A 24,845-nucleotide genomic window follows, 5' to 3' on the forward strand; every position below is an offset into this window, starting at 1 on the left:
CTTTTTCCCAGCCGCTGGGGGAGTCCCCCTTTCCTTGGGCGGAGCGGGGGGGGGTGTTCCTCCACCCGCTACCTGCCAAGAAGAAACGCCTACTCCAGCACGCGTGTGAGGGCGGACGAGTCGGCGGTACCGGGCAGCCGGTCGAAGGCCTCCGGGTCGATGTACTCGACGGCGCCCGTGCTCACGTCCCGCAGCATGTTGTACAGCCCCGCCATCACCGCGCGCGTGAAGTGCTCCCGGTGCTGTTGCCCGAGCGTCTGCGTCTGGCCGCGCACCTCGAACAGCACCGTCCCCGTCCCGTTCAAAGCGAACGAACACCGCGCCTGCCCCGGCAGATCGCGATCCGGCGCATGCGGATAGCGCGCCCCGACGAACCCGCGCGACGTCATCCCGTTGAATCCGCTGATCGCCAGTTGCCGCGATTCGTCCTTTGTGTACACATCGCGGTACTTCGCGTATTTCTGGCCGGGCTCGAAGAACTTGTCGGGCAGCGGCGGGTAGTCGATGCCGACGTCGAGGAACCGGTTGCTGCCCTCCTGCCGGACGCACGCGCCTTGATGGTGCAGATCGACGTAGACGTCAGGCACCTTCCCTCGCCGCGCGGTCAACTCGACGTACACCGAACGCAGCGCCCGCGCCTCGGGCGTGATGAACCAGCCCGGCTCGTCCGGCGCACCGGGGAAGTCCTCCGCGCGCGGGACGTAGTTCAGGTCCGGGTTGAAGTCGCGGTTGACGTCGAAACCGGGACGCTTCCGGTAGTCGTCACCCTGGAGGACGTCGCTCAGGTAGTTCCAGGCGGGCGGCCGGTCCTTGAGTTGCGGGAACCTCTGCTGGACCTCGGCCCACGACAGGTCGTTGCCGCGCCGGTCGAGTTCGGCGCCGTCCGGGTTCAGTTTCGGCACCGCGACGAACGTGATGGTCTTCCGCAGCCGCTCGGCGTCCCGCGACTCCGACGTGCCGAGGTAGTCGAGGATGCGCAGCAGCGCGTCGGTGCCGGTCTTCTCGTTCCCATGGATCTCGCTGGAGACCACGAAGACCTTCGGCCCGGTCCCGACGCTCGCCTGGTGGATCACCCGCCCGCGGGTCGACCGCCCGACCTCCTTGACCGCCACCCGTCCCTTGCTCACGCGCTCGAGCCTGCCGAGTTCCCGCACCATCTCGCGATGGTCGGTGAACTCGTTGATGGGCAGTTCCCGCGGTTCCTCACTGCAAGCCTGGACGGGCGCCGCCACCGCGGCAGGCGCGCTGACGAGCGGGAGCACCGCCAGGCCCACCATCACGGGAACCAACCGACCGAACACCGACATCGTGAACTCCCCACTGTCGAAGGTGTTCACAACGTAGCGAGGACGCCATCGAAAGGGCCAGGAAACGAAACGGGGCCGGCCCACGAACGTGGACCGGCCCCGTGACAGCCGAACTACTTCACCGCGTCCAGAGCGTTGACGCGGCCGTGGCCGTAGTACGAGTTGTCCTTCGCCGGGCCTTCACAGACCGGCGCGGCGGTGCCGCAAGCGATCGTGTCGGCCTGGTGCTCCAGCAGCCACCTCAGCGCGACGGGCGGAGCGTGGCGGTAGCGGGACGCGAGCAGCGCGGCGACACCGGCGGCGTGCGGGGACGCCATCGAGGTGCCGCACTTGGTGCCGTAGGCGCCGTTGAAGATCGTCGACAGTGGGCAGCCGGCACCCTGGCCGGTGGGCGGCAGCTGGGCGCGGTCGCCGCCGGGAGCGGTGACCGAAACGTCGTTGCCGTAGTTGCTGTACGACGACTTCGAGCCCGCGTAGCCGATGGCCGAGACGTTGACGACGCCGTCGATGGCCTTCGGCAGGATGCCGCAGCTCTTGTCGACCGGGTGCGGCCGGTTCGGGTCGACGGTCTGCTTGTCCGGGTCGAAGCCGCTGTTGCCGGCGGCGGCGACGTTCAGGACACCGCGGCCCGTCGAGTAGGTCACCGCGCGGCGGACGGCCTCGTACGCGGCCGCGTCGCCCGGCTCCTTCGAGCAGTAGAACATGCCCGGGTCGATGTAGTAGCTGTTGTTCGTCACCGGGAAGCGGTGCTTCGCGGCCCACATGAACCCGCAGACGGCGGCTTCGGGGAGAATCAGGCCGTCGTCGTTCACGACCTTCACCGAGGCCAGCTTGACGCCGGGCGCGATGCCGGTGAAGCCGCGAGCGGTGTCCTTACCGGCGATCGTGCCGGCGACGTGCGTGCCGTGGTCGGAGTTCGTCGGCGCCCACGCGGCGGGCGTGGTGTCGGGGGCGCCCGTGTTGCAGCCCGCGGACGTCTTCGGGTCCAGGGCCGCCTTCAGCGCGGGGTGGGTGGGCTCGATGCCCGAGTCCAGCACGCCGACGGTCACCGAGCGGCTGCCACCGGAGACCTTGTTGGCCTCGGGAGCCTGGATCGCCCGCATGTCCCACTGCTGCGCCGACAGGTCCTCTTCGGCGGCGACGCTGGTGGTCTCTTCGTTCTCCTTGGTGTCGACCACGGCGGAGCGGGTCGACCTGGCCGAGGCCGCCGGCGGGAACGCCACGTCACGGCCGCCCGAGTAGGCGCGGAAGACGCCGATCTTCGCCTGGAAGTCGGCGTTGCGCGAGGTCGCCACCGCGACCCCGATCTCCGGGTAGTACGCCACCTTCTCGCCACACTTGGCGCGCAGCTCGGTGTCGACCTTGCGCTCCGGGGTACGCGGGTTGTAGAGCACCACGTAGTTGAACGGCGCGCTCGCGGTGTCGCACTGCGGTGCGGGCGCGGCACTCGCCGACGGGGCCGCGAACACACTTCCCGCCGCCGCCGCGACGAGCGCGGGGACGAGCAGGCGTCTGATCCGGGACATTCCACCTCCATGATTCGGTGAGGTGAACGTTAGGGAGCCGACGCCGGGCCCACCACCGTCAAAAGGACGACAAACCCGATCAGGCGTCAGCCTTTTCCGCGTCCCGTGACTTGGCGCCACGAAGCGTGCGCAGACCGATCAACCCGATGATGGTGCCGAGCACGAACGAGACGACCGTCAACACCGCGTGCACGATGAAGTACGCGGTGGGCGAGCCGTCGGCGGCCCAGGCGCGGTCGCTGTCCCAGAGGTTCTTGGCGAACGTGATCCAGATGATCCACGACCACACGCCGAAACCCAGCAGGAACATCGAAGTACCTCGCGAAATGCGCATGCCCCTGAGTATGAACCGGGCCCGGCGACGCTACATTGCTCGGGTGCACAGCGCTATCTCCCGGTCGCTCATGGTCCTCGTTTCCGGTGTGCTCGCCCTCGCGGTGACGCCGGTGGCCACAGCCGCTCCGAAGCCACCAGCCCAGGCGCAGCCGTGCGCGAACAAGATGACGCCTCCCGCGCCCATCGACACCTCCGAGAAGCCACGCCCCGGCGAGGTCGTGCCGGAGCCGTTGCCGGTTCCGCCGGTCCCGGTGGGTGGTGACCGGATGGCCGAATGCGGGCTCGTGCTCCCGAAGCGCGCGCTGAACCCGCCCGAGGGATCCACCGCCGCGTCCTGGGTGCTGCAGGACCTCGAAACCGGCGACATCATCGCGGCGAAGGATCCGCACGCCCGGCAGCGGCCCGCGTCGCTGATCAAAACCCTGCTCGGGCTGGTCGTGGTCACCGAACTTCCGCCGAACAAGGTCATCACCCCGACCAAGGAGGACGCCGAGCAGGAGTGCACCTGTGTCGGCATCGCCGCCGGCGGTCAGTACACAGTGGACCAACTGCTGCACGGGCTGCTGATGCATTCCGGCAACGACGCGGCGCACGCACTGTCCACCGTGCTCGGCGGTGTCGACGCCACCGTCGCGAAGATGAACGCGCTGGCCCTCCGCATCGGCGCCACGGACACGCGGGCCGCGACGCCGTCCGGGCTCGACGGCCCCGGCATGTCGACCTCGGCCTACGACATGAGCCTGATCTTCCACCACGCGATGAAACAGCCGGAATTCGCGAAGGTGGTGAAGACCAAGACCTTCGAAATCCCGCCCACCGCGGGAAAACCGGTCATCACGGTCTACAACGACAACAAGCTCCTCGGCGTTTATCCCGGATTCCTCGGCGGAAAGACCGGTTTCACCGACGACTCGCGGCACACCTACGTCGGCGGCGCTCTCCAGAACGGCCACCGGGTCGCGGTCGTGATGCTCCGCGCCGAGCAGCGTCCGACGCGGGTCACCGAACAGGCCGCGAAACTTCTCGACTACGGCATCGCGCTGCGCGAGGCCAAGGCCGAATCGGTCGGGCGGATCGACTACAAGCCGGCGGAATCCGTGAACCCGGAAGTGGCCAAGCCCGCTCCGAACGGTGACGGCACGTCGAACAGCGGCGCCGCCGCCGCGGCGGAAGACCCGTTCGGCGTGACGGGCTGGATCATCACGCTGGTCGTCTTCCTGATCATCGTGGCGTCGTTCGTCATCGGTCACCAGCGCAAAAAGGCGTTGTCCGGGAACTGAACGCCACGGAACGTGAAATCGGCGGACAGCGACGGCTCCGGCCGCTAACCTTTCGGTCTCCACCTGCGAACCGTTCGGGGGACGGCCGCGGGTGTCCCCGATTTCACGTACTCATTTCCGAGGTGTTTTCTCCATGCAGAGACTCGCGTTCCTGTTCATCCTGCTCGGTTTCGGCTCGGTCGCGCTGACCTACACCGACCGTCAGTTCGTCCTGCTGATGTGGGCCGAGGACTACCAGCCGGTGCTCGGCATCGTCGTCGGCGTTCTCGGCGTCGCCCTGCTCGTCGCGGGCCTCGTCCGCAAGAACAAGGCCGCGCAGGCCGAGCCGGCGCCCGTCGCCCAGCAGGTTCCGCAGCAGCCCGGCCAGTAGCCGGTCAGGACTTCCGGCGGCCGAGCCAGCCCAAAAGCGCTCCGGTCGCGAAAGCCCCGCCGACGGCACCGAGCCCCGGCCCCTGCTGGACGGTCACCCTCGGGTGAATGGACACGGGGGCCGGCGGCTCGATGACGGTCGACATGTTCTCCTTCGCCGTCGCCGTCCACGCGGTGACGAACAGCAGGAACCGCGAAACCAGGTTCGCGAAGACCAGCAGGCCGATCACCGGGCCGAACAAGGTGAACGCCGGTGATTTCGTGACGCTGCCGAGGTAGAGGGTCGCGCCCTGCTGGAGCACGATGAACCCCACGGCGGCGAAGATCGCGCCCTTGACCGCGCTGCGCAGCGCGACGTGCTCGCGCGGAAGCCTCGCGATGACCCACAGGAACACCAGCGTGTTCGCGAGCAGACCGAGCAGGATCGTCGCGACCTTCAGCAGGAACACGGCCCAGCCCTGGTCCTGCAGGCCGACCAGTTCGAGCAGGAACCGCCCGATGCCGCTGCCCGCCGCGGTGAGACCGAACGAGACCACCAGCGCTACGCCGAGCCCGACCAGCGACAGCAGGTCCTTGATCGTCGTCGAAACCAGCGGCAGCTGCTTCTTTTCCTGACCCCATTGGGCGGTCAGCGCGTCACGCAGGTTCGTCATCCAGCCGACGCCGGAGTACAGCGCGAGCACCAGGCCGAAGATCCCGATGCCGCCGCCGGACTTCAGCGCCGCGCCGACGATGCCGCCGACCAGATCGCGCAGACCGTCGGGCACCGATTTGTTGATGCCGTCGGTGATCTGGTTGAGCACCGTCTGATCGCCGGCGACGACCAGCCCGATGACCGCGAAGGCGACCATCAGGATCGGGATCACCGAAAGCACGCTGAAGTAGGTGATGGCCGCGGCGTAGTGGTTGCCGTAGCGCTCGGTGAAGGCGTCGTTCGCCCGGATGAGGTGATCGAGCCAGCCGTACTTCCGCCTCAAGCGCGGTAGCAGCTTGTCCTCGTCCGGCTTCGCGCCGTCATCTTTCGCCACCTGTTGACGCTAACCACGCCCACCGCGGCGCGCAGCGCGAATCAGCCTGCCGGGGGAAGGAAACCGATGTTCTCGTAGACGTTCCGCAAAGTCACCGACGCGACTTCCCTCGCCCGTTGCGCACCGAGGGCGAGTGCCTTGTCGAGCTCGGCGACATCATCCATGTAGGACTGGACGCGTTCCTGGACCGGAGTGACCCAGTCGACGAACGCCTCGGCGACGCCCTTCTTCAGGTCGCCGTAACCCTTGCCCTCGAAGGCGGTTTCGAGTTCGGCGACCGGCTGGTCGGTCAGCGCGGAGAGGATCGTCAGCAGGTTGGAGACGCCCGGCTTGTTCTCGGTGTCGAAGACGATCTCGCGGCCGGTGTCGGTGACCGCCGAGCGGACCTTCTTCGCCGACTTCTTCGGGTCTTCGAGCAGCTCGATGAGGCCGTTGCCGGTCGACGAGGACTTGCTCATCTTCGCGGTCGGCTCCTGCAGGTCGTAGATCTTCGCCGTGTCCTTGACGATATGCGGCTCCGGCACGGTGAACGTCTTGCCGTAGCGGTTGTTGAACCGCTGCGCGAGGTTGCGCGTCAGCTCCAGGTGCTGCCGCTGGTCCTCGCCGACGGGGACCTCGTTCGCCTGGTACAGCAGGATGTCCGCGGCCTGCAGGACCGGGTAGGTGAACAGGCCGACGCTGGCGCGATCCGTGCCCTGCTTCGCGGCCTTGTCCTTGAACTGCGTCATCCGGCTCGCCTCGCCGAACCCGGTCTGGCACTCCAGCACCCAGCTGAGCTGGGCGTGCTCGGGCACCTGACTCTGGACGAACAGCGCGCTGCGGGCCGGGTCGACGCCGAGCGCGAGCAGCTGCGCGGCCGAGCGGCGCGTGCGGTCCCGCAGCACCTTCGGGTCCTGCTCGACGGTGATCGCGTGCAGGTCGACGACCATGTAGAAGGTGTCGTGGGTGTCCTGCAGCCGCACCCATTGCCGCAGCGCACCCAGGTAGTTGCCCAGGTGGAACGAGTCGGCGGTCGGCTGGATCCCGGAGAGCACCCGCGGGCGCTTCAGTTCGTCGGACACGCCCGGATTCTCTCAGGCCACGCCGCGGCGGGTCATCCGGCCTCGTCCCGGCCGAAAGGTCTAAACGGTTAAACGCCACATACTTCCGACGGTTCTGGGCGCGGTGTCCGATTCCTAGCGTTCATGGCACCGGATCTTCCGGCCACACCGAAGGAGAACCCAGATGAAGGCACGATCCCTGCTGATGGGCTTGGCCATCGCGGCTGCGGCCGTGTTCACCCTCCCCGGCGTCGCGACGGCAGCCGAGCCCACCGGCGGCGTCCAGCCGAACATCGTCGGCGGCGGCAACGCGACGCAGGTCTATTCGTTCATGGTGTCCCAGCAGTCGAGCGGCGGCGGGCACCAGTGTGGTGGGTCATTGATCAGCTCGACCTGGGTGGTCACCGCGAAGCACTGCGGCACGCCGTACCAGGTGCGGGTCGGAACCACGAACCGCACCAGCGGTGGCACCGTGGCCCGCGTGGCCCAGCGGATCGCCCACCCGAGCGCCGACCTGGCGCTGCTGCGTCTCTCGACGGCGGTTTCGCAGGCGCCGGTCACGATCGCCGACGCGTCCGGGGCCGTCGGCACCGCGACGCGGATCATCGGCTGGGGCCAGACCTGCGCCCCGCAGGGCGGCTGTGGTGCCCCGGTCACCCTGCAGCAGCTGGACACCTCGATCGTCGCTGACAGCCGTTGTCTCGGGATCAGCGGTGCCAGCGAGATCTGTACCAACAACCCCGGCGGGAACAAGGGCGCCTGCTACGGCGACTCGGGCGGCCCGCAGGTGAAGCAGGTCAACGGTGTCTGGCAGCTGGTCGGCGCCACCAGCCGCGCCGGGAACAACAGCAGCACCTGTGCGACCGGGCCGTCGATCTACGTGGACGTCCCCTACTTCCGCAGCTGGATCCGCACCAACTCCGGAGTCTGACCCGGCCCCCGCGTCGCCCCACCGCCCCCTGGGGCGACGCGGTCCCAGCCGGTTCAGCAAGGAACCGTGCGGAAGTTCGAAGAGCCGCTCCAGCAGCGCGACCGCCTTCAGGGAGTCGCACCGCTCGGGGCGGCTTCTTCCTGTCCGCCAGTAGCTCAAGGTCGCGACACTGACCCGGACACCCTGCTGGGCGAGCCGGTGCCGGATCCGGTCGAGTCCGAGACCGCTGTCCGTGATCGCCCGGTCCAAGGCACGCGGGAAGGGGTCACCGGGCCGGCTGCGACGCCGCGTCACCGTCATGCACCCGAGCGTGGCGATCAGCGAGCGCCTAAACAATCCGGGCCGGACTAGGTGCCCCTACTCAACAAATCCAGCGCGTCGACTTTCGCGGGCTAACCGCGATCCGGGCGGGACCGGCGCCAGGTCGACTTTCGCGGGCAAATCGCGATCCGGGGGCGTGTCGCGGTTAGCGGGCTAAACGCGATCCGCAACGAGAAGGCACAGGTCAGGGGCGCTGCGGGCGCGTGAGGGCCTCGCGCTCGGCGAGGACGGCCTCGGCCATCGCGGCGACATCCGGGCCGGTGGGCTGGGCGGGAACGGGGGCGGCGCTGGCGGCGGCGCGGGCCTTCCGGCGCTGCCGGAACACCCCGAACGCCATGCCGACGATGCCGAGCGCGACGGCGATCAGGCCGACCGGGCCCAAGAGACCGAACGCCATCTCCGAGCGCGACGTCGACTCAGCGGCCGACGCCGGGACAGCGCCCGCGACGAGCAGCGCGGCCGGGACCGCGATGACCGCCGCCACCCTGGCCGAGGCCAGGGCCGACCGCATCAGGAGATGAACTGGGTTCCGCACCGGAGTGCCTCCCGTGACGTGACTTTGCTGAACCGGAACGCTAACCCGAACGAGTGAGCATTTCCAGGTTGCTGGTCAAAAAACTACCGAGCGTGTCAAGACCTGTGGGTTCTGATCAACTCGGGGCACGAGACTAGCCCCTCACAGGGGGGATCTTTCGAGCACCCCTCGTCTCAGAGTTGCCATGCCCCGAAACGGTTTCTGACAAAACCGGACAGGGTTGGGCCGTTCGGATGTCGCCACAGGGCCGAACAGGGACTATCCGACTTTCACCGGTTGGTTTCTTGTCCGCAATGGTCTATACCTGTGGCCATACCCCTTTAAAGGTATAGACCAATCTCCCTGCATGGTCCCCTCGTACGAAGGAGCCACCGATGTCTCTTCGACGCATTCTCGCGGCGGTCGCCGCCACCTTCGCCGCCACCACGGTCGCCGTGGTCGTCCCGGCCCAGTCCGCCTCCGCCGCGGACTGCGTGGCACCGTGGAACGCGAGCTCGGTCTACTGGGGCGGCAACACCGCCTCCCACAACGGGCGCAACTGGTCCGCGAAGTGGTGGACGCAGAACGAAACCCCAGGTACGGCGCAGGTATGGGCCGATCAGGGTACCTGCGGCGGCGGCGGGCAGCACCCGTCCGATTTCGTGGTCAGCGAAGCCCAGTTCAACCAGATGTTCCCGAGCCGGAACTCCTTCTACACCTACAACGGCCTGGTCACCGCCCTCAGCGCGTACCCGGCCTTCGCGGGCACCGGCAGCGACACCGTCAAGAAGCAGGAGGCGGCGGCCTTCCTGGCGAACGTCAGCCACGAGACCGGCGGCCTGGTCCACGTCGTCGAGCAGAACCAGGCCAACTACCCGCACTACTGCGACACGAGCCAGTCCTACGGCTGCCCGGCGGGCAACGCCGCGTACTACGGCCGCGGCCCGATCCAGCTGAGCTGGAACTTCAACTACAAGGCCGCCGGCGACGCGCTGGGCCTGCCACTGCTGACCAACCCGTGGCTGGTGCAGAATGACGCGGCGGTCGCCTGGAAGACCGGCATCTGGTACTGGATGACGCAGAACGGACCCGGCACGATGACCCCGCACGACGCGATGGTCAACAGCCGCGGCTTCGGCGAGACCATCCGCAGCATCAACGGGAGCCTCGAGTGCAACGGCGGCAACCCCGGCCAGGTCCAGAGCCGCGTGAGCAAGTACCAGCAGTTCACCGGAATCCTCGGCGTCAACCCCGGTGGCAACCTGTCCTGCTGACCCACCCGAAGAGCTGAAGGGGCCCTTCACCGCATGCGATGCGGCGAAGGGCCCCTTCGTCACTCAAGGGAGTTCAGCAGCCGCCGCAACGAGGCATCCAGGACGTCGAGATCCTCGCCCAGCGGCGAAAGCAGCTTCGCGACGTTCGCGGTGTGCTCGGTCATCGCGGCGTCGACGACCTCGAACCCGCGCCCGGTCAGCGTGACCCGGAAACTGCGCCGGTCCTCGGGGTCGAGCGCGCGCTCGACCAGCCCCGCCGACTCGAGCCGGTCGATCCTGCTGGTCATCCCGGCCCTGGACATCATCAGCGTCGCGGACAGCTCGGACGGGATGAGCGTGTACGGCTTCCCCGACCGCCTGAGCGCCGCGAGCACGTCGAACTCTCCCTGCTTCAAGCCGTGTCTCGCGAACACGGCCTCCACCATCGGCGTGGTCAGCAGTACCGCGCGGCCGAGCCGCCCGGCGACCCCGATCGCGGTCAAGTCCAGTTCCGGTCGCTCCCGCCGCCAGGCGCCGACCACGGCGTCGATCGCGTCGGCGTTTCGCTCTTCGTTCACCGGCGCAGTCTATTCGACGAGAGATAGTTTGACAGCGAACTATCAGCAGTGGAACTATCGGGGTATGACTCAGCGCATCGAAACCCGTGAACCCGTCCTCGTCCGCGCCGGCGAAGCCGAGACCGTCGGCGCGGCCCCCACACTCGTCACGCTGCTCGCCGACGTCTCGACCACAGGCGGAGTGATGAGCAGTGCGAGAACCCAACTAGGCGCCGGCGCCGATGGAGCGGCGCCGCACTACCACACCGGCTCGTCCGAGATGTTCTTCATGCTCGGCGGGAAGCTGGAAGTCCTTGTGGGAGAAGAGATCGTCACCGTTTCCGAGGGCGACATGCTCGTCGTCCCACCACTGACAACGCACGCTTTCCGCGCGGCCGTGGACTCCCCGGCGGACGTCCTGATCGTGTTCATCCCCGGCGTGGAACGGTTCGACTACTTCCGGCTTCTGGAGAAGGTCGGGCACGGCGAGGCGACTGTCCAAGATCTCTTGGACAGTCAGGAAAAATTCGACAACCACTTCGTCGAGAGTCCAGTGTGGACGGAGAGCGCGAAGGCCCGTCAGTAGCCACGCGGCGGGTATCCCGGCGGCGGTCCGTACGGCCCGGGCGGCGGATAACCCTGCGGTGGATACCCGGGCTGCGGGTACTGCGGTTGCGGATAGTGGGGCGGCGGGTACTGGGGTTGTGGGTACTGCGGCTGGGGGTACTGGGGCGGCGGATACTGCTGTGGGTACGGCTGCTGGCCGTACTGCGGCGGCGGCGGATATTGCTGCGGGTAACCGGGATTCTGCGGCGGATACGGCTGCTGCGGGTACTGGGGCTGCTGCGGAGGTGGCGCGGCGGGCTGCCCGCCACCGAGATGGAGCGGCAGCACCGAAACCAGCTGCGCGAGCCTGCCCAGCGTCGCGAGCACCTCGTCCGGTTTGGTCCGGCCGAACGTCGGATTCTCGACGTAGACCAGTTCCGCCCCCACCAGCGACCAGGTGTGCAGCTTCGACGACCGCATCAAGCCGGCGACCTGCGGCGTGAGCACCTGGACCGCGACGTTCGGATCCGTGTCGATCAGCTTGTACCAGCGGTTGAACTTCCGGTCCGCCGTGGCGGGCTCGGGGTACTGCTCGACGTCCCAAGCGGATTCGATACTCGACACGATCTGAAAGTTCGGCATCGGTGCGGGCAGGGTGATCACCCAGACCGAGTCGATCGAGAGCGTGTCGAGCTCGTTGACCTTCTTGTTCGTCCACCGGGTGTGCACGCTCGTGACCGTCGGGCGGCGGTGGTAGTCGAAAACGTTGAACCGCAGCCCTTGGTAGGCGCCGCTCAGCGCGCCGAACGCCATCCGCTTGTCCCCGCGCTGGTTGAACGGCAGCACCGTCCAGCGTTCCAGGAGGTTCGGCGCGTCCGGGCTGAACTCCCACCCGTACTGGCCGGACATCGCGTAGCGCTCGGCGTTCGTCGCCTCGATCCGCTTGGCTTCGTTCGTTTCCAACACAGCCCCCGATTCTTCGTGTGTCAGCCGGAGCAGGCCGCCGTCACGAGGGGGCGGTGCATCGTTCGGACCTACGCATCCTGCAACCGCCGCAGAACGTCGATCAAGCCAGGAAGCCTCTCAGTGAGTACCGATGCTCAACCACCGAGCGCAGCATGGCGTTCGACCGGCGGCCATCGTCACGCCGCATAGAGAACCTCCCGGGTCTCCAGCACCTGTTGCTTGAAGTAAGGATTGCGGATGCTGGTCACACTGACGAGGTCGACCGGCCGGTCCAATATCCGCTCGAGGCCTTCCTTCAGATCGAAATACGTACCGAAGTAGTCGAACCCCGGCCCCGCGTCGAACTCGACGAGCACGTCGACATCGCTTGACACCGAGTCGAACCTGTCACTCACGGCGGAGCCGAACAAGTCGAGGCGGCTCACCGAGTGTGTCCGGCAAAGCTCCTCGATTTCACGCTTCTTGAGTTCGATCGACTCGTGCACGGCCTCCACCTCCTGAGCCTGATTGTGCCTGACCTGATCCCTCAGGTCACGGCGAACGCTCAGTCCCCGTAGGTCGCGGTCACCGGCGCGTGATCCGACCAGCGCTGGTCGTAGGACTCGGCGCGCTCGACCACGACGGAGGTGCACCGCTCGGCGAGGCCGGGGGTGGCGATCTGGCAGTCGATGCGCCAGCCCGAGTCGTTGTCGAACGCCTTCCCGCGGTACGACCACCAGGTGTACGGGCCGGGGCCTTCCGGATCGAGTTTGCGCTGCACGTCGACGTAACCGGCCTCGGTGAACACGCGGCCGAGCCACTCCCGCTCCTCCGGCAGGAAGCCGGAGCTCTTCTGGTTCCCGCGCCAGTTCTTCAGGTCGATGTTCTCGTAGGCGATGTTCCAGTCACCAACGACGACGACCTCACGGCCGCCGGCCGCCGCCTTGGCGCGCAGGTCGACGAGATACGGCAGGAACGCCGCCATGAAGCGTTCCTTCTCGTCCTGGCGCGGAGTGCCGACGTCGCCGCTGGGCAGGTACAGGCTCGCGACCACGACGTTCGGCAGGTGGATCTCGGCGTAGCGGCCGCTGTCCTCGAATTCGGGCTCGCCGAAACCGATGCGGACCTCGTCCGGCTCGGCCCGGCTGAAGAGCATGACGCCGTTGCGCCCCTTCTGCGCCGAGGGCGCGTGCACCACGTGCCAGCCTTCGGGCGCGGCGGCACCGGCCGGGAGCTCCTTGAGCTCGGCCCGGACCTCCTGGCAGGCGACGACGTCGGCCTTGGTGGAGCCGAGCCACTCGATGAAGCCCTTTTTCGCGGCGGCGCGGAGGCCGTTGACATTCACAGTGGAGACGGTCAGCACCCTCCGCACGCTACTCGGAGGGTCCGACAGATTCGTCAGGGGTTGAGCCGCGCGGAGAGATCCCGTTCGTAGCGGTCCGAGATCTTCCGCAGCGACGGGCCCATGGTGAACTCCAGCAACCGCAGGAATCCGTGCGTCTCGATGACGACGTCGCAGATCACCTCGGTCCCGGTGCCGGTGCTCTCGAGATGCCAGGCGCCCGACACGGTGACCGGGCCCGGATCCAGCGTGCGGAACGCGACTTCGGCTGGCTTGTCGGCGCGGGCCAACTCGACTTCGCTGTCGATTTCCTTGCCCCGCGGTTTCACCCGCTGGTGGTACTTCGCTCCCGGCGCGCCGCCCTCTCCGGAAGCGAGCGAGCACGACACGACGTCGAAGCGCCATTCCGGCTGGTTGGTGAAATCGGCTAGGTAGGCGTAGACCTCGTCGATCGGCTTCGGGGTGACGACCCGGCTCTGGACCTGCTTCATGACGGACCTCCGGTCACGAAGTCGCCGGAAAGCGCGCGCCGTTACCGCGAGGGTTCTGCGAGACTGCGCGCATGAGCGAGCTGACCGTGCTGGGCAGCTGCGGCGCTTGGCCGGAACCCGGCCGGGCCTGCGCCGGTTTTCTCCTGGTCCACGAGGGTTTCAAGATCGTGCTCGACCTCGGCTACGGCGCCGCGTCGCGGCTGTTCGAGCACTGCCCTGGCGGGCGGGTCGACGCGGCGGTGGTCACGCACGAACACCCTGATCACTGCGCCGACGTGAGCGCGCTCGGCCGTGCCCGCGCCTACGGGCTGCCGGACGAGCCGAAGATCCCGCTGCACTGCACGCCGGGGACGGTCCGGCGGCTCGAAGCGCTGGAGCCGCGGCCGCATCCGACGACGGTTTTCGACGTGTCCGACCTCGGCCCGCCGCGAGAGGTCGGGCCGTTCCGGATGACCACGTTCCTGCTGCCGCACCATGTGCCGAACTACGGGATCCGCCTGACCGCGCCCGGGCTCACCGTCGCTTACACCGGCGACAGCGGGCCCAGCCCGGTCCTGGCGGAGCTCGCGCGCGACGCCGACCTGCTCATCGCCGACGCCACGCTGCAGGGCCCGTCTCCCGACGAGACGCCGCGGCTGGTGTCGACGGCGGGCGAGGCCGGGTATTGGGCCGAACGCGGGGGTGCCCGGCGACTGCTGCTGACCCACTTCTGGCCCGGCTCCGACCGCGAAGTCTCGGTGGCGGAGGCGCGGGAGGAGTTCAGCGGCGAGGTACTGGCGGCCGAGGAAGGCACCCACTTGCGTTTAGCGGGCTAATCGCGATCCCGCAGGTCACGCGCCCACTTGCGTTTAGCGGGCTAAACGCGATCCGGCAGGTCAAGGGCCGCATTTGGAGCCTTCGACCGGGGGCGCGAACTGGGCGGAGACCCACTTGCCCTCGGCGATCTTGCGGAAGCCGTTTTCGACCACTGGCTGCGCGTCGATCTTCGCGTCCTTGACGTACTTGCCGACGATCTTCTGCCCGCCGGGGGTGTCGCGCGCGTTGAGCACGTCGGCCGTCACCACGACCTGGCAACCGGTCGGGCTCGAAGCGCTCGACTCCCTGTCTTGTCCCGAAATGGCGACGACGACGATCAGCGCCGCACCGGCGCCGAGGAACAAGACCGGTTTCGAGATGGCCATGATGGTCACTCCTCGAACAAGGGAATCGTTTTCTGCCTCGACCAGAGTGGCAGAAGCCGGGGCGGTCGCCCAGTTCCCTGATCGCCAACCACCCGGAGGCGCCAACCGGACGGCGTTCGCGCTACCCACCGTCACAACGCTGCCCGGGATACGTGAAGGCCCCCTCCCGCGAGGAAGGGGGCCTTCACGTACTTACCGCGAAGCTCAGCCCTGGGCGATCTTCTTGGCCAGGTTGTCGTCCAGCGTCGCGAGGAACTCCTCGGTGGTCTGGAACGCCTGGTCCTTGCTGATCAGCAGCGCGAGGTCCTTGGTCATCTTGCCGCTCTCGACGGTCTCGACGACGACCTGCTCCAGCTTGTTCGCGAACCCGATCAGCTCCTGGTTCGAGTCCAGCTTGCCGCGGTGCTCGAGGCCCCGGGTCCACGCGTAGATGGACGCGATCGGGTTGGTCGAGGTCGGCTTGCCCTGCTGGTGCTGGCGGTAGTGCCGGGTCACCGTGCCGTGCGCGGCCTCGGCCTCGACGGTCCGGCCGTCCGGGGTGCGCAGCACCGACGTCATCAGGCCCAGCGAGCCGAAGCCCTGCGCGACCGTGTCGGACTGGACGTCACCGTCGTAGTTCTTGCAGGCCCAGACGTAGCCGCCTTCCCACTTCATCGCCGCGGCGACCATGTCGTCGATCAGGCGGTGCTCGTAGGAGATGCCCTTGGCGTCGAAGTCGGCCTTGAACTCGGCCTGGTAGATCTCCTCGAACACGTCCTTGAACATGCCGTCGTAGGCCTTCAGGATGGTGTTCTTGGTCGACATGTAGACCGGGTACTCACGGTCGAGGCCGTACTGCAGCGAGGCGCGCGCGAAGTCCTCGATGGACTTGCGGTAGTTGTACATCCCCATGGCGACGCCGCCGCCCTCGGGGAACTTCGCGACCTCGAACTCCATCGGCTCGGAGCCGTCGTCCGGGGTGTAGCTGATGGTCAGCGTGCCGGGACCGGGGACCTTGAAGTTGGTCGCCTTGTACTGGTCGCCGTGCGCGTGACGGCCGATGATGATCGGCTTGGTCCAGCCCGGCACCAGGCGCGGGATGTTCTGGATGACGATCGGCTCGCGGAAGATCACGCCGCCGAGGATGTTGCGGATCGTGCCGTTCGGCGAGAGCCACATCTTCTTCAGGCCGAACTCTTCGACACGCGCCTCGTCCGGCGTGATCGTGGCGCACTTGACGCCGACGCCGTGCTTCTTGATCGCGTTGGCCGAGTCGACGGTGACCTGGTCGTCGGTGCGATCCCGCTCCTCGATGCCCAGGTCGTAGTACTCCAGGTCCACGTCCAGGTACGGGTGGATCAGCCTGTCCTTGATGAACTGCCAAATGATGCGGGTCATCTCATCGCCGTCGAGCTCGACGACGGTGCCCTGGACCTTGATCTTGGCCATGAGCAGCGGTGCTCCTTCCGCGGATCTTCGCGTTCTTCTTCAGTCTCTCCGGTAGCGGTACAAGCGTACTGCTTAACGGCGCTGGATGGTTCCGGTAGTGGTGGGTATCAAGTCTCCACGAGGCCGATGTGGCCGACGTCACCCGGTCGGACGACGGCCATCCGGCCGTCACGGGACACAGGGGAACCGCGACATCATCGAACCGCACTCCACATCCGGCACAGCCGGCCACCGGAAAGGGCGGTCCCCATGTCCACCAACCCCTACGCGGTGCCACCGCACGAGCAGCCGCCCGCGCCGGAGCCCTACCTCCAGCCTAGGCAAAGCAGCCGCGCCGTGCCTCGCGTGATCAGCGCCCTCGGCGGGGTCCTGCTCACCCCGGTCGCGCTCGGGCTGGTGATCTACGGCGGCTCGCGGCTGCAGCGGATGTACGCGCAGGCCTACACCGTCGGCGAAGACCCGCTGGGCCTGGTCCTGATGATCGTCGGCGGCCTGCTCCTGCTCGGCGTCGCGCTCCTCGGCGTGCTGTCCGGACTCGGGCCGGTGCTCGGCGGCCTGATCTGGGGAGTGGTGCCCGGACTGACCACGCTCCTGGGCGGGCAGAGCGTCATGAGCACCATGTACGACATCGGCGGGCGCGAACTCGGCGTCGGCCTGGTGACCTGGCTGGTCATGGGCGCCCTGTTCGGGAGCGGTTTCCTCTTGGCGGGAGCCGGCCTGGTCGGCACCCTCACCCGGCGCCGCGCGGATCGCGTTTAGCGGGCTAAACGCGATCCGTGGAGATCGAAGTGAACCGGGTGGGCCGCGGATCCGTAGTCCGGATCAGGGAGGTGGCCCGCCCATGTCATCGCACCGGTACGTCGCGGAGTACGACGACGAGGACTACCAGGAGTACGGCGAGTACGAGCAGCAACCGAAAGACCCGCGAAGGCCCTACGAGGACGTCGAGTCGTACGAACCGTACGAGCCGCCTTTCGACGACGACGTGGGCGTCGAAGACAGCCGTGCCGGCCGTGGCGTGCGCCGGGTGCTCAGCGGCGCGGGCGGCCTGATCCTGACGCCGGTCGCCCTCGGCCTGCTGGCCTGGGGCGGCCTGCGGCAGCAGATGCTCGTCCAGGCGACGCTCAGCACCCAGCGTGACGTCTTCAGCATCGGCCTGCTCGTCGGCGGCGGGATCCTGCTGCTCGCGGTCGGGCTGCTCGGCGCGCTCTCGGCGACCGGCCCGATCCTCGGCGGCCTCGTCTGGGGCATCGCGCCCGGCGTGGCCACCGCCGCGGTCCCGGAATGGGGCTTCCGCCTGGTGAAGTACCTGCCGCAGAACGACGTCACCTACGGCGTCACGAGCTGGCTGTTCATCGGCGGGTTGCTCGGCACGGGCTTCCTTCTCGTCGGCGCGGGCCTCGCGTCGAGACTCGCCCGGCGGCGCCGTTGAGCGGGCTGGGACCATCGGCGCATGGGATTGTTCACCGTTCCTGAAGCCCGCGCCGAACTCGCCCGGCTACGCCCCGTGCTCGACGAGCTCGTCCGCCTCCGCGCCGACGCGGCCGAACTCGCCGCGGCGCTGCGCCCTGGCGGCCGGGAGACCGCGCTCGGCGGGATGCCGGAGTGGAAGGCCGCGCAGGCCCGGCTGGACGACTTGATGACCACTGTCCAGCGGACGGGCGCGGAGCTGAAGGGGTTCGCCCCGCTCCTGATCGACTTCCCCGCCGAGCTCGACGGCGTCGACGTCCTGCTCTGCTGGCTCGAGGGCGACCAGGAACTGTGCTGGTACCACCGCGCCGACCTGGGTTTCGCCGGCAGGCGCCGCCTCCCGGCCAGGGTCGCCGTCGTGACCGAGGAGACCGCGGCAGGCCTCTTCGACGACGTCGCCGCGCATTACGACGAAGACTCCTTTCACGGCCTCGTGGCCGACGCGCTCGTCGACGGCCTTGGCCGCACGGCTCCCGAACGCGTTCTCGACGTCGCGACCGGGACCGGCGCGGCCGCGTTCGCCGCGCTGCGCCTGGAGCCGGGCGAAGTGCTCGCGATCGACATCTCGCCGGGCATGATCGCCCGAGCCGAGACGAAAGCCGCGACGCGCGATCCCGGCAGGCTCATCACCTGGCAGGTCGCCTCGGCGGTCCCGTCGCCGGTGGAGGACGACGGCGCGGACGCCGTGCTGTGCGCGTCTTCGCTGCATTTCCTCGGCGCGGCCGCGCTCCGCGACTGGCTGCGGGCGCTGCGCCCCGGCGGCCGCGTGGGCTTCAGCCTGCCGCTGGCGTCGGCGTTCCGGCCGTCGGAGGCGTTCGCCGCGATCGTCCCCACCGACCTGAAGCTGCCGGAAACCGAGGACGACGCGGCGGAACTGGCCTCCGAAGCGGGCTTCACCGAGGTGACCGTGAAGCGCCTCGACGTCGAGTCCGAGGACAGGGTCCGGTCGGTGTTCGTGGTGCACGCGACCAAACCCTGAGCGACCTACAGCGGCGCGAAGAACGGCACGCACTTCGGCGCGGGCGCGCCCGCCGGGTCGAGGGCCTTGAGGATCAGGCTCGTCACGTTCGGGTCGATCGCCTGGCTCAGATGCCCGGACACGTCCACGCCGCAGCGGTCCTGCAGCACGATGTCGGTCGTCCCCGGTTCGCCCAGCACCCCGCTGGTGTACGGCGTGACCACTCGATCGTGGCGGCTCACGATGCTCGTGTAGGTCGACCCCGGCACGCTCACGCCACCACGGGCGAGGTCGTCGAGGAAGTCCGACGGCGCGAGGTATTCGCGGCACGCCCCGCACACGCCGTCGGCGAGAAGATCGAGGCCGGGCAGCGAAAGCACGGCCCTGGCCAGCCCGGAAAGGCCGTTGAGCGTGGTGCCCTTGAAGTTCGAGCCGAAGCCGACGAAGTGCTTCACCTTCTCCGCGCCGCCCTCGAACTTGAGGTAGTACGCGGGCATCGTCGTGCCCTCGGAGTGGCCGACGATGTCGACCTTGTCCGCGCCGGTGCTCGATCGCACGCGGTCCACGAACGCGCCGAGTTCGACGGCGCTCTTCCGCATGGAGCCGAGCCCGCCGAACAACTGTCCACCCAGGACGGTGGCGCCGTAGGTCAGCGAGTAGACGCAGTAGCCGGCGCTCTTGAGCTTCGGCGCGTGGTAGAACCAGTTGGTCGTCGCGTTGCCACCGAGGCCGTGCACCAGCACGACGGGCTCGGCATGCTTCGCGCTCGGCTTGCACGACCAGTCGTTCCAGCCGCTCGACGGGGCCGCGCTCGCGACGGCCGGGGCGGCGATCGTGAACGTCAAAGCCGCGACAAGCGTGGTGAGGATCCTTCTGGTCTTCGTGGCACCGCCGTTGGTGACCCGAGCCCGCATCCCTGCCTCCGGTTACTCGTCAGTATGTGATGCGAGTCATCATGCGTCACAAGCCGACGACCGGAACCGGGAGAACGACCAGACTTACCCGCCACGCCTTGTGACCGATCACAAGGGCAGCAGCGCCCGTCGTTCGATCGGGCTGGACATGATGATCGACGTCGTCGTCGCACCCAGTGTGGACAGGTCTTCGAGCAGGTCCTCCAGATGAGTGGTGTCGCGGACGGCGATCTTGACGATCCAGCAGTCCTCCCCCACCACGTGGTGCAGCTCGAGGATTTCGGGGCGGTCCATGAGCTTCCGCGTGCGGGGATGCCGGACGGTGAACCCGCTGTGCGGCGCCATCCGCACGAACGCCCGCAGCCCGAGGCCGATCCCGGACGGCGAAACGAGCGCCGCGTAGCCGGTGATCGTGCCGTCGGCTTCGAGGCGTTTGACACGTTCGCCGACCGCGGCCGGGCTCAGGGAAACGCGGCGGCCGAGCTCGCTCAGGGTGATGCGCCCTTCCTCCTGGAGGAGTTCGAGGAGTCGCCGATCGATCACATCTAGTGAGCTTTCAGTGAAATCGCGATTCGACCGAGATTCTTTCAGTGATTCCGCTGATCCACCCATGTTCTCCCCTTCAAGCCACCGGATCACCAACGTAACACTGGTCAGCATGAAGAAAGTGCTCGTGCTGGGCGGAAGCCGGTACTTCGGCCGAGGGGTGGTCGAGCGGCTGCGCGACGCCGGACTGGACGTCACCGTGCTCAATCGTGGCTCCTCTCCCGCGCCGACCGGCGTCGCCCACCTGATCGCCGACCGCGACGACGAGGCAGGACTGAAGGCCGTGCTGGGTTCCCGTTCCTTCGACGTCGTGCTCGACCAGGTCTGCTACACCCCGGTCCAGGCGGGCATCGCGCGCCGCGTCATCCGGGCGGACCGGTACGTGATGACCTCGACGATCGACGTCTACGACCAGGTCCGGACGGACACCCCGATGGTCGAATCGCTGCTCTCCCGGTCTCCTGTCGACGTCGGGCTTCCTTGGCACGACGAGGATTTCCTCGAAGCGCACTACGGCGAAGGCAAGCGCCAGGCGGAGGCCGTCTTCGCCGGCGGAGACGCGTCGTTCGCCTCGGTGCGGGTCGCGCACGTCCTCGGTGGCGACGATTTCACCGGACGGCTGCGCCATTACGTCGAACGGCTGGACGCGGGCGACGCCGTCGAGATCCACGCGGAACCGCGGCCGTCGACGTTCATCCACGCGGGTGAGATCGCGGACTTCCTGGCCTGGGCGACCCGCGCGGACTTCGCGGGCCCGGTCAACGCCGGTTCGCACGGCGAGCTGTCCGCACTGGATCTCGCCGCCGCCGTCACCGCCGAGCCCCGGTTCAAGATCGTCGAGCGGGACGCCTCGCCGTTCTCCTTCGACAGGTACGCCGTCCTGGACACCTCGCGCGCGACGAACCTCGGTTTTTCCTTCTCCACCACCACCGATTGGCTCGGCGAAGCCATCGAAGACCTCAGAAAGGCTTGAGCGAATGCGCTACCGCAGCATCGGAGACGTCACGGTGAGCGCGATCGGCCTCGGCGCGATGCCGTTGTCGATCGAGGGCCGTCCGGACGCCGGCCGCGCGATCGCCACGATCCACGCCGCGCTCGACGCCGGGGTCACGCTGATCGACACGGCCGACTCCTATCACTGGCACGCGGGGGAAACCGGGCACAACGAGGTGCTGATCGCCGAGGCGCTGGCGGGCTACGGCGGCGACCCGGACGCCGTGCTCGTCGCGACCAAGGGTGGCCGTGGCAGGCCCGGTGACGGCTCGTGGACCGTCACCGGGACGCCCGCGCATCTCAAGAACGCCTGCGAAGGCTCGCTGAAACGGCTCGGCGTCGACACGATCGGGCTCTACCAGCTGCACAAGCCGGACGAGAACGTGCCGTGGGCGGAATCCGTCGGCGCGATCAAGGAGCTGGCCGACGAAGGTAAGATCCGGCTCGCCGGAGTGTCCAATGTGTCCACTGCGCAGATCCTCGAAGCGCGGGAGATCCTCGGCGAGAAGCTGGTTTCGGTGCAGAACGAGCACTCGCCCGCGAATCTGGCGCACGAGCCCGAGCTGGCGCTGTGCACCGAACTCGGGCTCGCCTACCTGCCGTGGGGTCCGCTCGGCGGGATCGGCGGGGAATTCCTTGCCGTGGCGGAAGAACACGGCGTCAGTCCGCAGCGGGTGTGCCTGGCGTGGCTGCTCGCGAAGTCGCCGTCGATGATCGCGATCCCCGGTTCGACGAGGCCCGCGACGATCCGCGATTCGGCGGCCGCCGCCGACCTCGTGCTCACCGCCGGCGACCTGGCTCGCCTGCCGTGATCAGGCACTGACCACCAGCGTCACGCCCATGGCGATCATCATCGCGGCGACCAGGCCGTCCAGCATCCGCCACGACGACGGCTTGCGGAAGAATCCGCTGAGCAGCCTCGCGCCGAAGCCGAGCGCGAGGAACCAGAGCACACTGGCGGACACCGCCCCGACGCCGAACGCCCACCGGCCGCCGCCGTGCCCCGCCGCGATCGCGCCGAGCAGGAGGAGGGTGTCGAGGTACACGTGGGGGTTCAGCCAGGTGAGCGCCAGCGTGGTCAGCACGATGCGGCGCAGCGATCCGCCGGTCTCCGGGCCACCGGTTTCCAGTGCCGACGGCTTGAACGCGCGACGGGCCGCGAGAGCGCCGTAGCAAAGCAGGAAGGCGCCGCCGATCAGGGCGACGATGGTCAGGGCTTCGGGCGACGCCCCCACCAGCGCGCCGACTCCTCCGACGCCCAGGCTGACCAGGATGACGTCCGAGACTATGCAGATCAGGACCACCACGGGGACCGCTTCGCGGCGGATGCCCTGGCGCAGCACGAACGCGTTCTGCGCGCCGATCGCGACGATGAGGGCCATGGTGGCGCCGAACCCGGCGACCGCGCTGAGTAGAACGTTTCCCATACGAAGGACACTAGGAAGCGGATAGTCAACAGTACAGCTAAAGATTCTTACGTAACATTAGCGTTCGTGACGAAAGAATTACCGCTGGACCTCGTCCGCACGCTACTGGCGGTCGCCGACGAAGGCACGTTCGACGCGGCGGCCTCGGCCCTGCACGTGACCCCGTCGGCGATCAGCCAACGCGTGAAAGCGCTCGAACAACGCACCGGCCGGGTACTGCTGATCCGCACGAAACCGGTGCGCCTGACCGAATCCGGGCAGGCCGTCGTGCGCTTCGGCCGTCAGCTGGCCCTGCTGGAGGCCGACACCCGGGCCGAACTCGGCCTGACCGCCGACGACGAACCGGTCCGGATGCCGATCGCGGTGAACGCCGATTCGCTCGCGACGTGGTTCCTGCCGGCGCTCACGCGGGTGTCGCTCGACCACAAGATCTGCTTCGAACTGCATCGCGAGGACCAGGACCACACCACCACCCTGTTGCGGGAAGGCCAGGTGATGGCGGCCGTGACGTCGTCACCCGATCCGGTCGCGGGGTGTTCGGTGCACCGGCTCGGGCACATGCGCTACCTGGCCGTGGCGAGCCCGGCGCTCGGCACGGACCTCGACCTCGCCGAGGCCCCCGTCGTCGTCTTCGGCCGCCGTGACGACCTCCAAGACCGCTTCGCGCGCGAGCGGGGCACGATCGCGAGCTCGTTGCGGCACTGCGTCCCGTCGTCCGAAGGGTTCTACGACGCCGTCGCCGCCGGGATGGGCTGGGGCATGGTGCCGCTCACACAGATCGGGGACCGCCTGCGCGACGGCACGTTCGTCTGCCTGGCCCCGGACCACCCGATCGACGTACCGCTGTTCTGGCAGCAGTGGAAACTCGACTCGCCCGCGCTGGCGGCGGTGTCGGCCGCCGTCACCGCCGCGGCCGCGGACCTGCTCGTCGACCCACACGGATGAGGACGCGCGCGGCGGCGCGTTCGTGAGATCCTGGGCGCATGACGCGCGCATTGCACCTGGTCGGGGACGAGGAAGCGGACCGGCTGCTGACCGAAGACCCGTTCGCGCTGCTCGTCGGGATGCTTCTCGACCAGCAGTTCCCGATGGAACACGCGTTCCGGGGCCCGCAGAAGATCGCGGACCGGATGGACGGTTTCGACATCAAGAAGATCCACGCGATGGACACCGAGACCTTCGTCGAGCTCTGCGTGGTCCCGCCCGCGATCCACCGCTACGGCGGATCGATGGCCCGGCGAGTGAAGGATCTCGCGGAGCACGTCGTCGAACACTACGACGGCGACGCCGCCGGGATCTGGACCGCCGGACGCCCCAAGCCGGACGGCCCCGAAGTCCTCAAACGGCTCAAGGCGCTGCCCGGCTACGGCGACCAGAAGGCCGCGATCTTCCTCGCGCTGCTCGGCAAACAGCTCGGCGTGCAGCCGAAGGGCTGGCGCGCGGCCACCGGCTCCTACGGCGACCGTGGCTCCCGGCGTTCGATCGCCGACGTCGTCGACGCGAAGACCCTCGGCGAGGTTCGGGCGTTCAAGAAGGCGGCGAAGGCCGCTGCCAAGGCTCCCGCGAACTAGCTACTTCTTCGCGGCTCCCGGCCACGGCCCCGGCGTCTCCGCGGGCAGCTCGGCCTGCTCGGTTTCGGTGCGGAACAGCCGGAAGCCGCGGGCCTGGTAGTTCTTGAGCGCGGCGGGGCCGTCGGTGGTGCAGGTGTGGACGGTCACGCGGCTCGTCGCCGTCTTGCCTGGCCAGCGCTCCGCGAGCGCCCAGGCCTCCCGGAGCGCGACGGTGAGCAGATGCCCGCCGATGCCCTTCCCGACGAAGGACGACATCAGGCCGAAGTACGCCAGTTCGACGTCACCCTCGCCGCTGCCGTCGAGTTCGAAGTAACCGCACGGCGTCCCCTGCGCGTACGCGACCCAGGTCTCGACGCCCGGCCTGTCCAGCCACTCGATCCACTGCGACCACGTCCAGCCGAGCCTGTCGATCCAGAACCAGTCGCCGCCGACGGCGGAGTAGAGGTAGCGGTTCAGCTCGGGGCTGACCAGCTCGGCGCGGGTGACCGTCACCGGGACGGCGGGCGGTTTCGCCGCGCTCAGGTCGTCCGGCGAGGTCTGTTCGAGGTGCCAGGTCGTGATCTCCATGCTG

At 68.3% G+C, this 24,845-nt stretch carries 30 protein-coding genes; 13 read left to right on the forward strand and 17 right to left on the reverse strand.

What is annotated here, in order from left to right; all coding sequences use genetic code 11:
* Positions 1-89: 89 nt before the first annotated feature.
* The 3 genes from ACZ5IK_RS33935 to ACZ5IK_RS33945 form a co-directional block, all read right to left on the reverse strand.
* Entirely contained in the window at positions 90-1,307 is a 1,218-nt protein-coding gene (locus ACZ5IK_RS33935; RefSeq protein ID WP_465491447.1) for a M14 family zinc carboxypeptidase, read from the reverse strand.
* A gap of 113 nt (positions 1,308-1,420) precedes the next feature.
* Complete coding sequence (locus tag ACZ5IK_RS33940; protein ID WP_465491448.1) at positions 1,421-2,833, reverse strand: S8 family peptidase; 1,413 nt, start codon at positions 2,831-2,833, stop codon at positions 1,421-1,423.
* Between the two features lie 79 nt (positions 2,834-2,912).
* Positions 2,913-3,167 (reverse strand): SCO4848 family membrane protein, encoded by a 255-nt coding sequence (locus ACZ5IK_RS33945; protein ID WP_026467335.1) that lies wholly within the window; start codon positions 3,165-3,167, stop codon positions 2,913-2,915.
* Positions 3,168-3,210: 43 nt separating this feature from the next.
* Here ACZ5IK_RS33945 and ACZ5IK_RS33950 point away from each other — a divergent pair, with 43 nt between their 5' ends.
* Together ACZ5IK_RS33950 and ACZ5IK_RS33955 are read left to right on the forward strand one after the other, a co-directional pair.
* Positions 3,211-4,449 (forward strand): D-alanyl-D-alanine carboxypeptidase family protein, encoded by a 1,239-nt coding sequence (locus tag ACZ5IK_RS33950; protein WP_465491449.1) that lies wholly within the window; start codon positions 3,211-3,213, stop codon positions 4,447-4,449.
* Positions 4,450-4,582: 133 nt separating this feature from the next.
* Positions 4,583-4,819, forward strand: a complete 237-nt coding sequence (locus tag ACZ5IK_RS33955; protein WP_465491450.1) for a hypothetical protein — start codon at positions 4,583-4,585, stop codon at positions 4,817-4,819.
* A gap of 4 nt (positions 4,820-4,823) precedes the next feature.
* Here the strand turns inward: ACZ5IK_RS33955 and ACZ5IK_RS33960 are convergent, their stop codons facing one another.
* Together ACZ5IK_RS33960 and trpS are read right to left on the reverse strand one after the other, a co-directional pair.
* Entirely contained in the window at positions 4,824-5,846 is a 1,023-nt protein-coding gene (locus tag ACZ5IK_RS33960; RefSeq protein WP_101612298.1) for a YhjD/YihY/BrkB family envelope integrity protein, read from the reverse strand.
* A gap of 41 nt (positions 5,847-5,887) precedes the next feature.
* Positions 5,888-6,907: a tryptophan--tRNA ligase gene (trpS, locus tag ACZ5IK_RS33965; protein ID WP_465491451.1), complete on the reverse strand. Its 1,020-nt coding sequence runs from the start codon at positions 6,905-6,907 to the stop codon at positions 5,888-5,890.
* Positions 6,908-7,070: 163 nt separating this feature from the next.
* Between trpS and ACZ5IK_RS33970 the strand changes: the two genes are divergently transcribed.
* Positions 7,071-7,817, forward strand: a complete 747-nt coding sequence (locus ACZ5IK_RS33970; RefSeq protein ID WP_465491452.1) for a S1 family peptidase — start codon at positions 7,071-7,073, stop codon at positions 7,815-7,817.
* Between the two features lie 505 nt (positions 7,818-8,322).
* Here ACZ5IK_RS33970 and ACZ5IK_RS33975 read toward each other — a convergent pair.
* The gene (locus ACZ5IK_RS33975; RefSeq protein ID WP_465491548.1) at positions 8,323-8,649 is read right to left on the reverse strand and encodes a hypothetical protein; all 327 of its coding nucleotides are present in this window, start codon (positions 8,647-8,649) and stop codon (positions 8,323-8,325) included.
* Between the two features lie 398 nt (positions 8,650-9,047).
* Between ACZ5IK_RS33975 and ACZ5IK_RS33980 the strand changes: the two genes are divergently transcribed.
* On the forward strand, positions 9,048-9,926 hold the full coding sequence (locus ACZ5IK_RS33980) for a glycoside hydrolase family 19 protein (RefSeq protein ID WP_465491453.1): 879 nt from the start codon (positions 9,048-9,050) through the stop codon (positions 9,924-9,926).
* Positions 9,927-9,985: 59 nt separating this feature from the next.
* Here ACZ5IK_RS33980 and ACZ5IK_RS33985 read toward each other — a convergent pair whose 3' ends face one another.
* On the reverse strand, positions 9,986-10,483 hold the full coding sequence (locus ACZ5IK_RS33985) for a MarR family winged helix-turn-helix transcriptional regulator (protein WP_465491454.1): 498 nt from the start codon (positions 10,481-10,483) through the stop codon (positions 9,986-9,988).
* A gap of 64 nt (positions 10,484-10,547) precedes the next feature.
* Here ACZ5IK_RS33985 and ACZ5IK_RS33990 point away from each other — a divergent pair, with 64 nt between their 5' ends.
* Complete coding sequence (locus ACZ5IK_RS33990; protein WP_465491455.1) at positions 10,548-11,048, forward strand: cupin domain-containing protein; 501 nt, start codon at positions 10,548-10,550, stop codon at positions 11,046-11,048.
* Here ACZ5IK_RS33990 and ACZ5IK_RS33995 read toward each other — a convergent pair.
* The 4 genes from ACZ5IK_RS33995 to ACZ5IK_RS34010 all read right to left on the reverse strand — a co-directional run bounded on the left by ACZ5IK_RS33995 (position 11,042) and on the right by ACZ5IK_RS34010 (position 13,786).
* Positions 11,042-11,974 (reverse strand): hypothetical protein, encoded by a 933-nt coding sequence (locus ACZ5IK_RS33995; RefSeq protein WP_465491456.1) that lies wholly within the window; start codon positions 11,972-11,974, stop codon positions 11,042-11,044. The genes ACZ5IK_RS33990 and ACZ5IK_RS33995 overlap by 7 nt on opposite strands.
* A 176-nt stretch (positions 11,975-12,150) precedes the next feature.
* Positions 12,151-12,459, reverse strand: coding sequence for a nucleotidyltransferase family protein (locus ACZ5IK_RS34000; protein WP_465491457.1), 309 nt, complete (start codon positions 12,457-12,459; stop codon positions 12,151-12,153).
* A 59-nt stretch (positions 12,460-12,518) separates the two neighbouring features.
* A complete protein-coding gene (locus tag ACZ5IK_RS34005) occupies positions 12,519-13,325 on the reverse strand; it encodes an exodeoxyribonuclease III (RefSeq protein WP_465491458.1) in 807 nt (268 codons plus the stop codon).
* 26 nt (positions 13,326-13,351) lie between these two features.
* Positions 13,352-13,786 (reverse strand): SRPBCC family protein, encoded by a 435-nt coding sequence (locus ACZ5IK_RS34010; RefSeq protein ID WP_465491459.1) that lies wholly within the window; start codon positions 13,784-13,786, stop codon positions 13,352-13,354.
* 71 nt (positions 13,787-13,857) lie between these two features.
* Between ACZ5IK_RS34010 and ACZ5IK_RS34015 the strand changes: the two genes are divergently transcribed.
* Positions 13,858-14,601 (forward strand): MBL fold metallo-hydrolase, encoded by a 744-nt coding sequence (locus ACZ5IK_RS34015; RefSeq protein WP_465491460.1) that lies wholly within the window; start codon positions 13,858-13,860, stop codon positions 14,599-14,601.
* Between the two features lie 60 nt (positions 14,602-14,661).
* On the opposite strand, the gene ACZ5IK_RS34020 is transcribed toward ACZ5IK_RS34015, so the two are convergent.
* Together ACZ5IK_RS34020 and ACZ5IK_RS34025 are read right to left on the reverse strand one after the other, a co-directional pair.
* Positions 14,662-14,967, reverse strand: a complete 306-nt coding sequence (locus ACZ5IK_RS34020; RefSeq protein ID WP_101613722.1) for a hypothetical protein — start codon at positions 14,965-14,967, stop codon at positions 14,662-14,664.
* Positions 14,968-15,171: 204 nt separating this feature from the next.
* On the reverse strand, positions 15,172-16,395 hold the full coding sequence (locus ACZ5IK_RS34025; RefSeq protein ID WP_465491461.1) for an NADP-dependent isocitrate dehydrogenase: 1,224 nt from the start codon (positions 16,393-16,395) through the stop codon (positions 15,172-15,174).
* Positions 16,396-16,644: 249 nt separating this feature from the next.
* On the opposite strand from ACZ5IK_RS34025, the gene ACZ5IK_RS34030 reads away from it, so the two are divergent.
* The 3 genes from ACZ5IK_RS34030 to ACZ5IK_RS34040 all read left to right on the forward strand — a co-directional run bounded on the left by ACZ5IK_RS34030 (position 16,645) and on the right by ACZ5IK_RS34040 (position 18,844).
* A complete protein-coding gene (locus ACZ5IK_RS34030) occupies positions 16,645-17,154 on the forward strand; it encodes a hypothetical protein (RefSeq protein WP_465491462.1) in 510 nt (169 codons plus the stop codon).
* Between the two features lie 82 nt (positions 17,155-17,236).
* Complete coding sequence (locus ACZ5IK_RS34035; RefSeq protein ID WP_465491463.1) at positions 17,237-17,827, forward strand: hypothetical protein; 591 nt, start codon at positions 17,237-17,239, stop codon at positions 17,825-17,827.
* Positions 17,828-17,848: 21 nt separating this feature from the next.
* The gene (locus tag ACZ5IK_RS34040) at positions 17,849-18,844 is read left to right on the forward strand and encodes a DUF2203 family protein (RefSeq protein ID WP_465491464.1); all 996 of its coding nucleotides are present in this window, start codon (positions 17,849-17,851) and stop codon (positions 18,842-18,844) included.
* A 5-nt stretch (positions 18,845-18,849) separates the two neighbouring features.
* Here ACZ5IK_RS34040 and ACZ5IK_RS34045 read toward each other — a convergent pair whose 3' ends face one another.
* Together ACZ5IK_RS34045 and ACZ5IK_RS34050 are read right to left on the reverse strand one after the other, a co-directional pair.
* Entirely contained in the window at positions 18,850-19,737 is an 888-nt protein-coding gene (locus ACZ5IK_RS34045) for an esterase/lipase family protein (protein WP_465491465.1), read from the reverse strand.
* Positions 19,738-19,845: 108 nt separating this feature from the next.
* Entirely contained in the window at positions 19,846-20,280 is a 435-nt protein-coding gene (locus ACZ5IK_RS34050) for an Lrp/AsnC family transcriptional regulator (RefSeq protein ID WP_465491466.1), read from the reverse strand.
* A 115-nt stretch (positions 20,281-20,395) separates the two neighbouring features.
* Here ACZ5IK_RS34050 and ACZ5IK_RS34055 point away from each other — a divergent pair, with 115 nt between their 5' ends.
* Both ACZ5IK_RS34055 and ACZ5IK_RS34060 read left to right on the forward strand, forming a co-directional pair.
* Positions 20,396-21,256: an NAD-dependent epimerase/dehydratase family protein gene (locus ACZ5IK_RS34055; protein WP_465491467.1), complete on the forward strand. Its 861-nt coding sequence runs from the start codon at positions 20,396-20,398 to the stop codon at positions 21,254-21,256.
* Between the two features lie 4 nt (positions 21,257-21,260).
* Entirely contained in the window at positions 21,261-22,088 is an 828-nt protein-coding gene (locus ACZ5IK_RS34060) for an aldo/keto reductase (RefSeq protein WP_465491468.1), read from the forward strand.
* Here ACZ5IK_RS34060 and ACZ5IK_RS34065 read toward each other — a convergent pair whose 3' ends face one another.
* Complete coding sequence (locus ACZ5IK_RS34065; RefSeq protein WP_465491469.1) at positions 22,089-22,703, reverse strand: LysE/ArgO family amino acid transporter; 615 nt, start codon at positions 22,701-22,703, stop codon at positions 22,089-22,091.
* Positions 22,704-22,769: 66 nt separating this feature from the next.
* Between ACZ5IK_RS34065 and ACZ5IK_RS34070 the strand changes: the two genes are divergently transcribed.
* The gene (locus ACZ5IK_RS34070) at positions 22,770-23,648 is read left to right on the forward strand and encodes a LysR family transcriptional regulator ArgP (protein WP_465491470.1); all 879 of its coding nucleotides are present in this window, start codon (positions 22,770-22,772) and stop codon (positions 23,646-23,648) included.
* Between the two features lie 38 nt (positions 23,649-23,686).
* Complete coding sequence (locus tag ACZ5IK_RS34075; RefSeq protein WP_465491471.1) at positions 23,687-24,274, forward strand: HhH-GPD-type base excision DNA repair protein; 588 nt, start codon at positions 23,687-23,689, stop codon at positions 24,272-24,274.
* Here the strand turns inward: ACZ5IK_RS34075 and ACZ5IK_RS34080 are convergent, their stop codons facing one another.
* Complete coding sequence (locus tag ACZ5IK_RS34080) at positions 24,275-24,841, reverse strand: GNAT family N-acetyltransferase (protein WP_465491472.1); 567 nt, start codon at positions 24,839-24,841, stop codon at positions 24,275-24,277. It abuts the gene before it with no gap.
* Positions 24,842-24,845: the final 4 nt, after the last annotated feature.

This window comes from Amycolatopsis sp. NPDC031561, from assembly GCF_055580625.1.

Bases quoted from the DNA above. Each gene is read 5' to 3' on its own strand.
- ACZ5IK_RS33935 (WP_465491447.1), bottom strand. From the start codon at position 1,307: ATGTCGGTGTTCGGTCGGTTGGTTCCCGTGATGGTGGGCCTGGCGGTG.
- ACZ5IK_RS33940 (WP_465491448.1), bottom strand. From the start codon at position 2,833: ATGTCCCGGATCAGACGCCTGCTCGTCCCCGCGCTCGTCGCGGCGGCG.
- ACZ5IK_RS33945 (WP_026467335.1), bottom strand. From the start codon at position 3,167: ATGCGCATTTCGCGAGGTACTTCGATGTTCCTGCTGGGTTTCGGCGTG.
- ACZ5IK_RS33955 (WP_465491450.1), top strand. From the start codon at position 4,583: ATGCAGAGACTCGCGTTCCTGTTCATCCTGCTCGGTTTCGGCTCGGTC.
- ACZ5IK_RS33970 (WP_465491452.1), top strand. From the start codon at position 7,071: ATGAAGGCACGATCCCTGCTGATGGGCTTGGCCATCGCGGCTGCGGCC.
- ACZ5IK_RS33975 (WP_465491548.1), bottom strand. From the start codon at position 8,649: ATGCGGTCGGCCCTGGCCTCGGCCAGGGTGGCGGCGGTCATCGCGGTC.
- ACZ5IK_RS33980 (WP_465491453.1), top strand. From the start codon at position 9,048: ATGTCTCTTCGACGCATTCTCGCGGCGGTCGCCGCCACCTTCGCCGCC.
- ACZ5IK_RS33990 (WP_465491455.1), top strand. From the start codon at position 10,548: ATGACTCAGCGCATCGAAACCCGTGAACCCGTCCTCGTCCGCGCCGGC.
- ACZ5IK_RS34010 (WP_465491459.1), bottom strand. From the start codon at position 13,786: ATGAAGCAGGTCCAGAGCCGGGTCGTCACCCCGAAGCCGATCGACGAG.
- ACZ5IK_RS34015 (WP_465491460.1), top strand. From the start codon at position 13,858: ATGAGCGAGCTGACCGTGCTGGGCAGCTGCGGCGCTTGGCCGGAACCC.
- ACZ5IK_RS34020 (WP_101613722.1), bottom strand. From the start codon at position 14,967: ATGGCCATCTCGAAACCGGTCTTGTTCCTCGGCGCCGGTGCGGCGCTG.
- ACZ5IK_RS34025 (WP_465491461.1), bottom strand. From the start codon at position 16,395: ATGGCCAAGATCAAGGTCCAGGGCACCGTCGTCGAGCTCGACGGCGAT.
- ACZ5IK_RS34030 (WP_465491462.1), top strand. From the start codon at position 16,645: ATGTCCACCAACCCCTACGCGGTGCCACCGCACGAGCAGCCGCCCGCG.
- ACZ5IK_RS34035 (WP_465491463.1), top strand. From the start codon at position 17,237: ATGTCATCGCACCGGTACGTCGCGGAGTACGACGACGAGGACTACCAG.
- ACZ5IK_RS34040 (WP_465491464.1), top strand. From the start codon at position 17,849: ATGGGATTGTTCACCGTTCCTGAAGCCCGCGCCGAACTCGCCCGGCTA.
- ACZ5IK_RS34045 (WP_465491465.1), bottom strand. From the start codon at position 19,737: ATGCGGGCTCGGGTCACCAACGGCGGTGCCACGAAGACCAGAAGGATC.
- ACZ5IK_RS34055 (WP_465491467.1), top strand. From the start codon at position 20,396: ATGAAGAAAGTGCTCGTGCTGGGCGGAAGCCGGTACTTCGGCCGAGGG.
- ACZ5IK_RS34060 (WP_465491468.1), top strand. From the start codon at position 21,261: ATGCGCTACCGCAGCATCGGAGACGTCACGGTGAGCGCGATCGGCCTC.
- ACZ5IK_RS34065 (WP_465491469.1), bottom strand. From the start codon at position 22,703: ATGGGAAACGTTCTACTCAGCGCGGTCGCCGGGTTCGGCGCCACCATG.
- ACZ5IK_RS34075 (WP_465491471.1), top strand. From the start codon at position 23,687: ATGACGCGCGCATTGCACCTGGTCGGGGACGAGGAAGCGGACCGGCTG.
- ACZ5IK_RS34080 (WP_465491472.1), bottom strand. From the start codon at position 24,841: ATGGAGATCACGACCTGGCACCTCGAACAGACCTCGCCGGACGACCTG.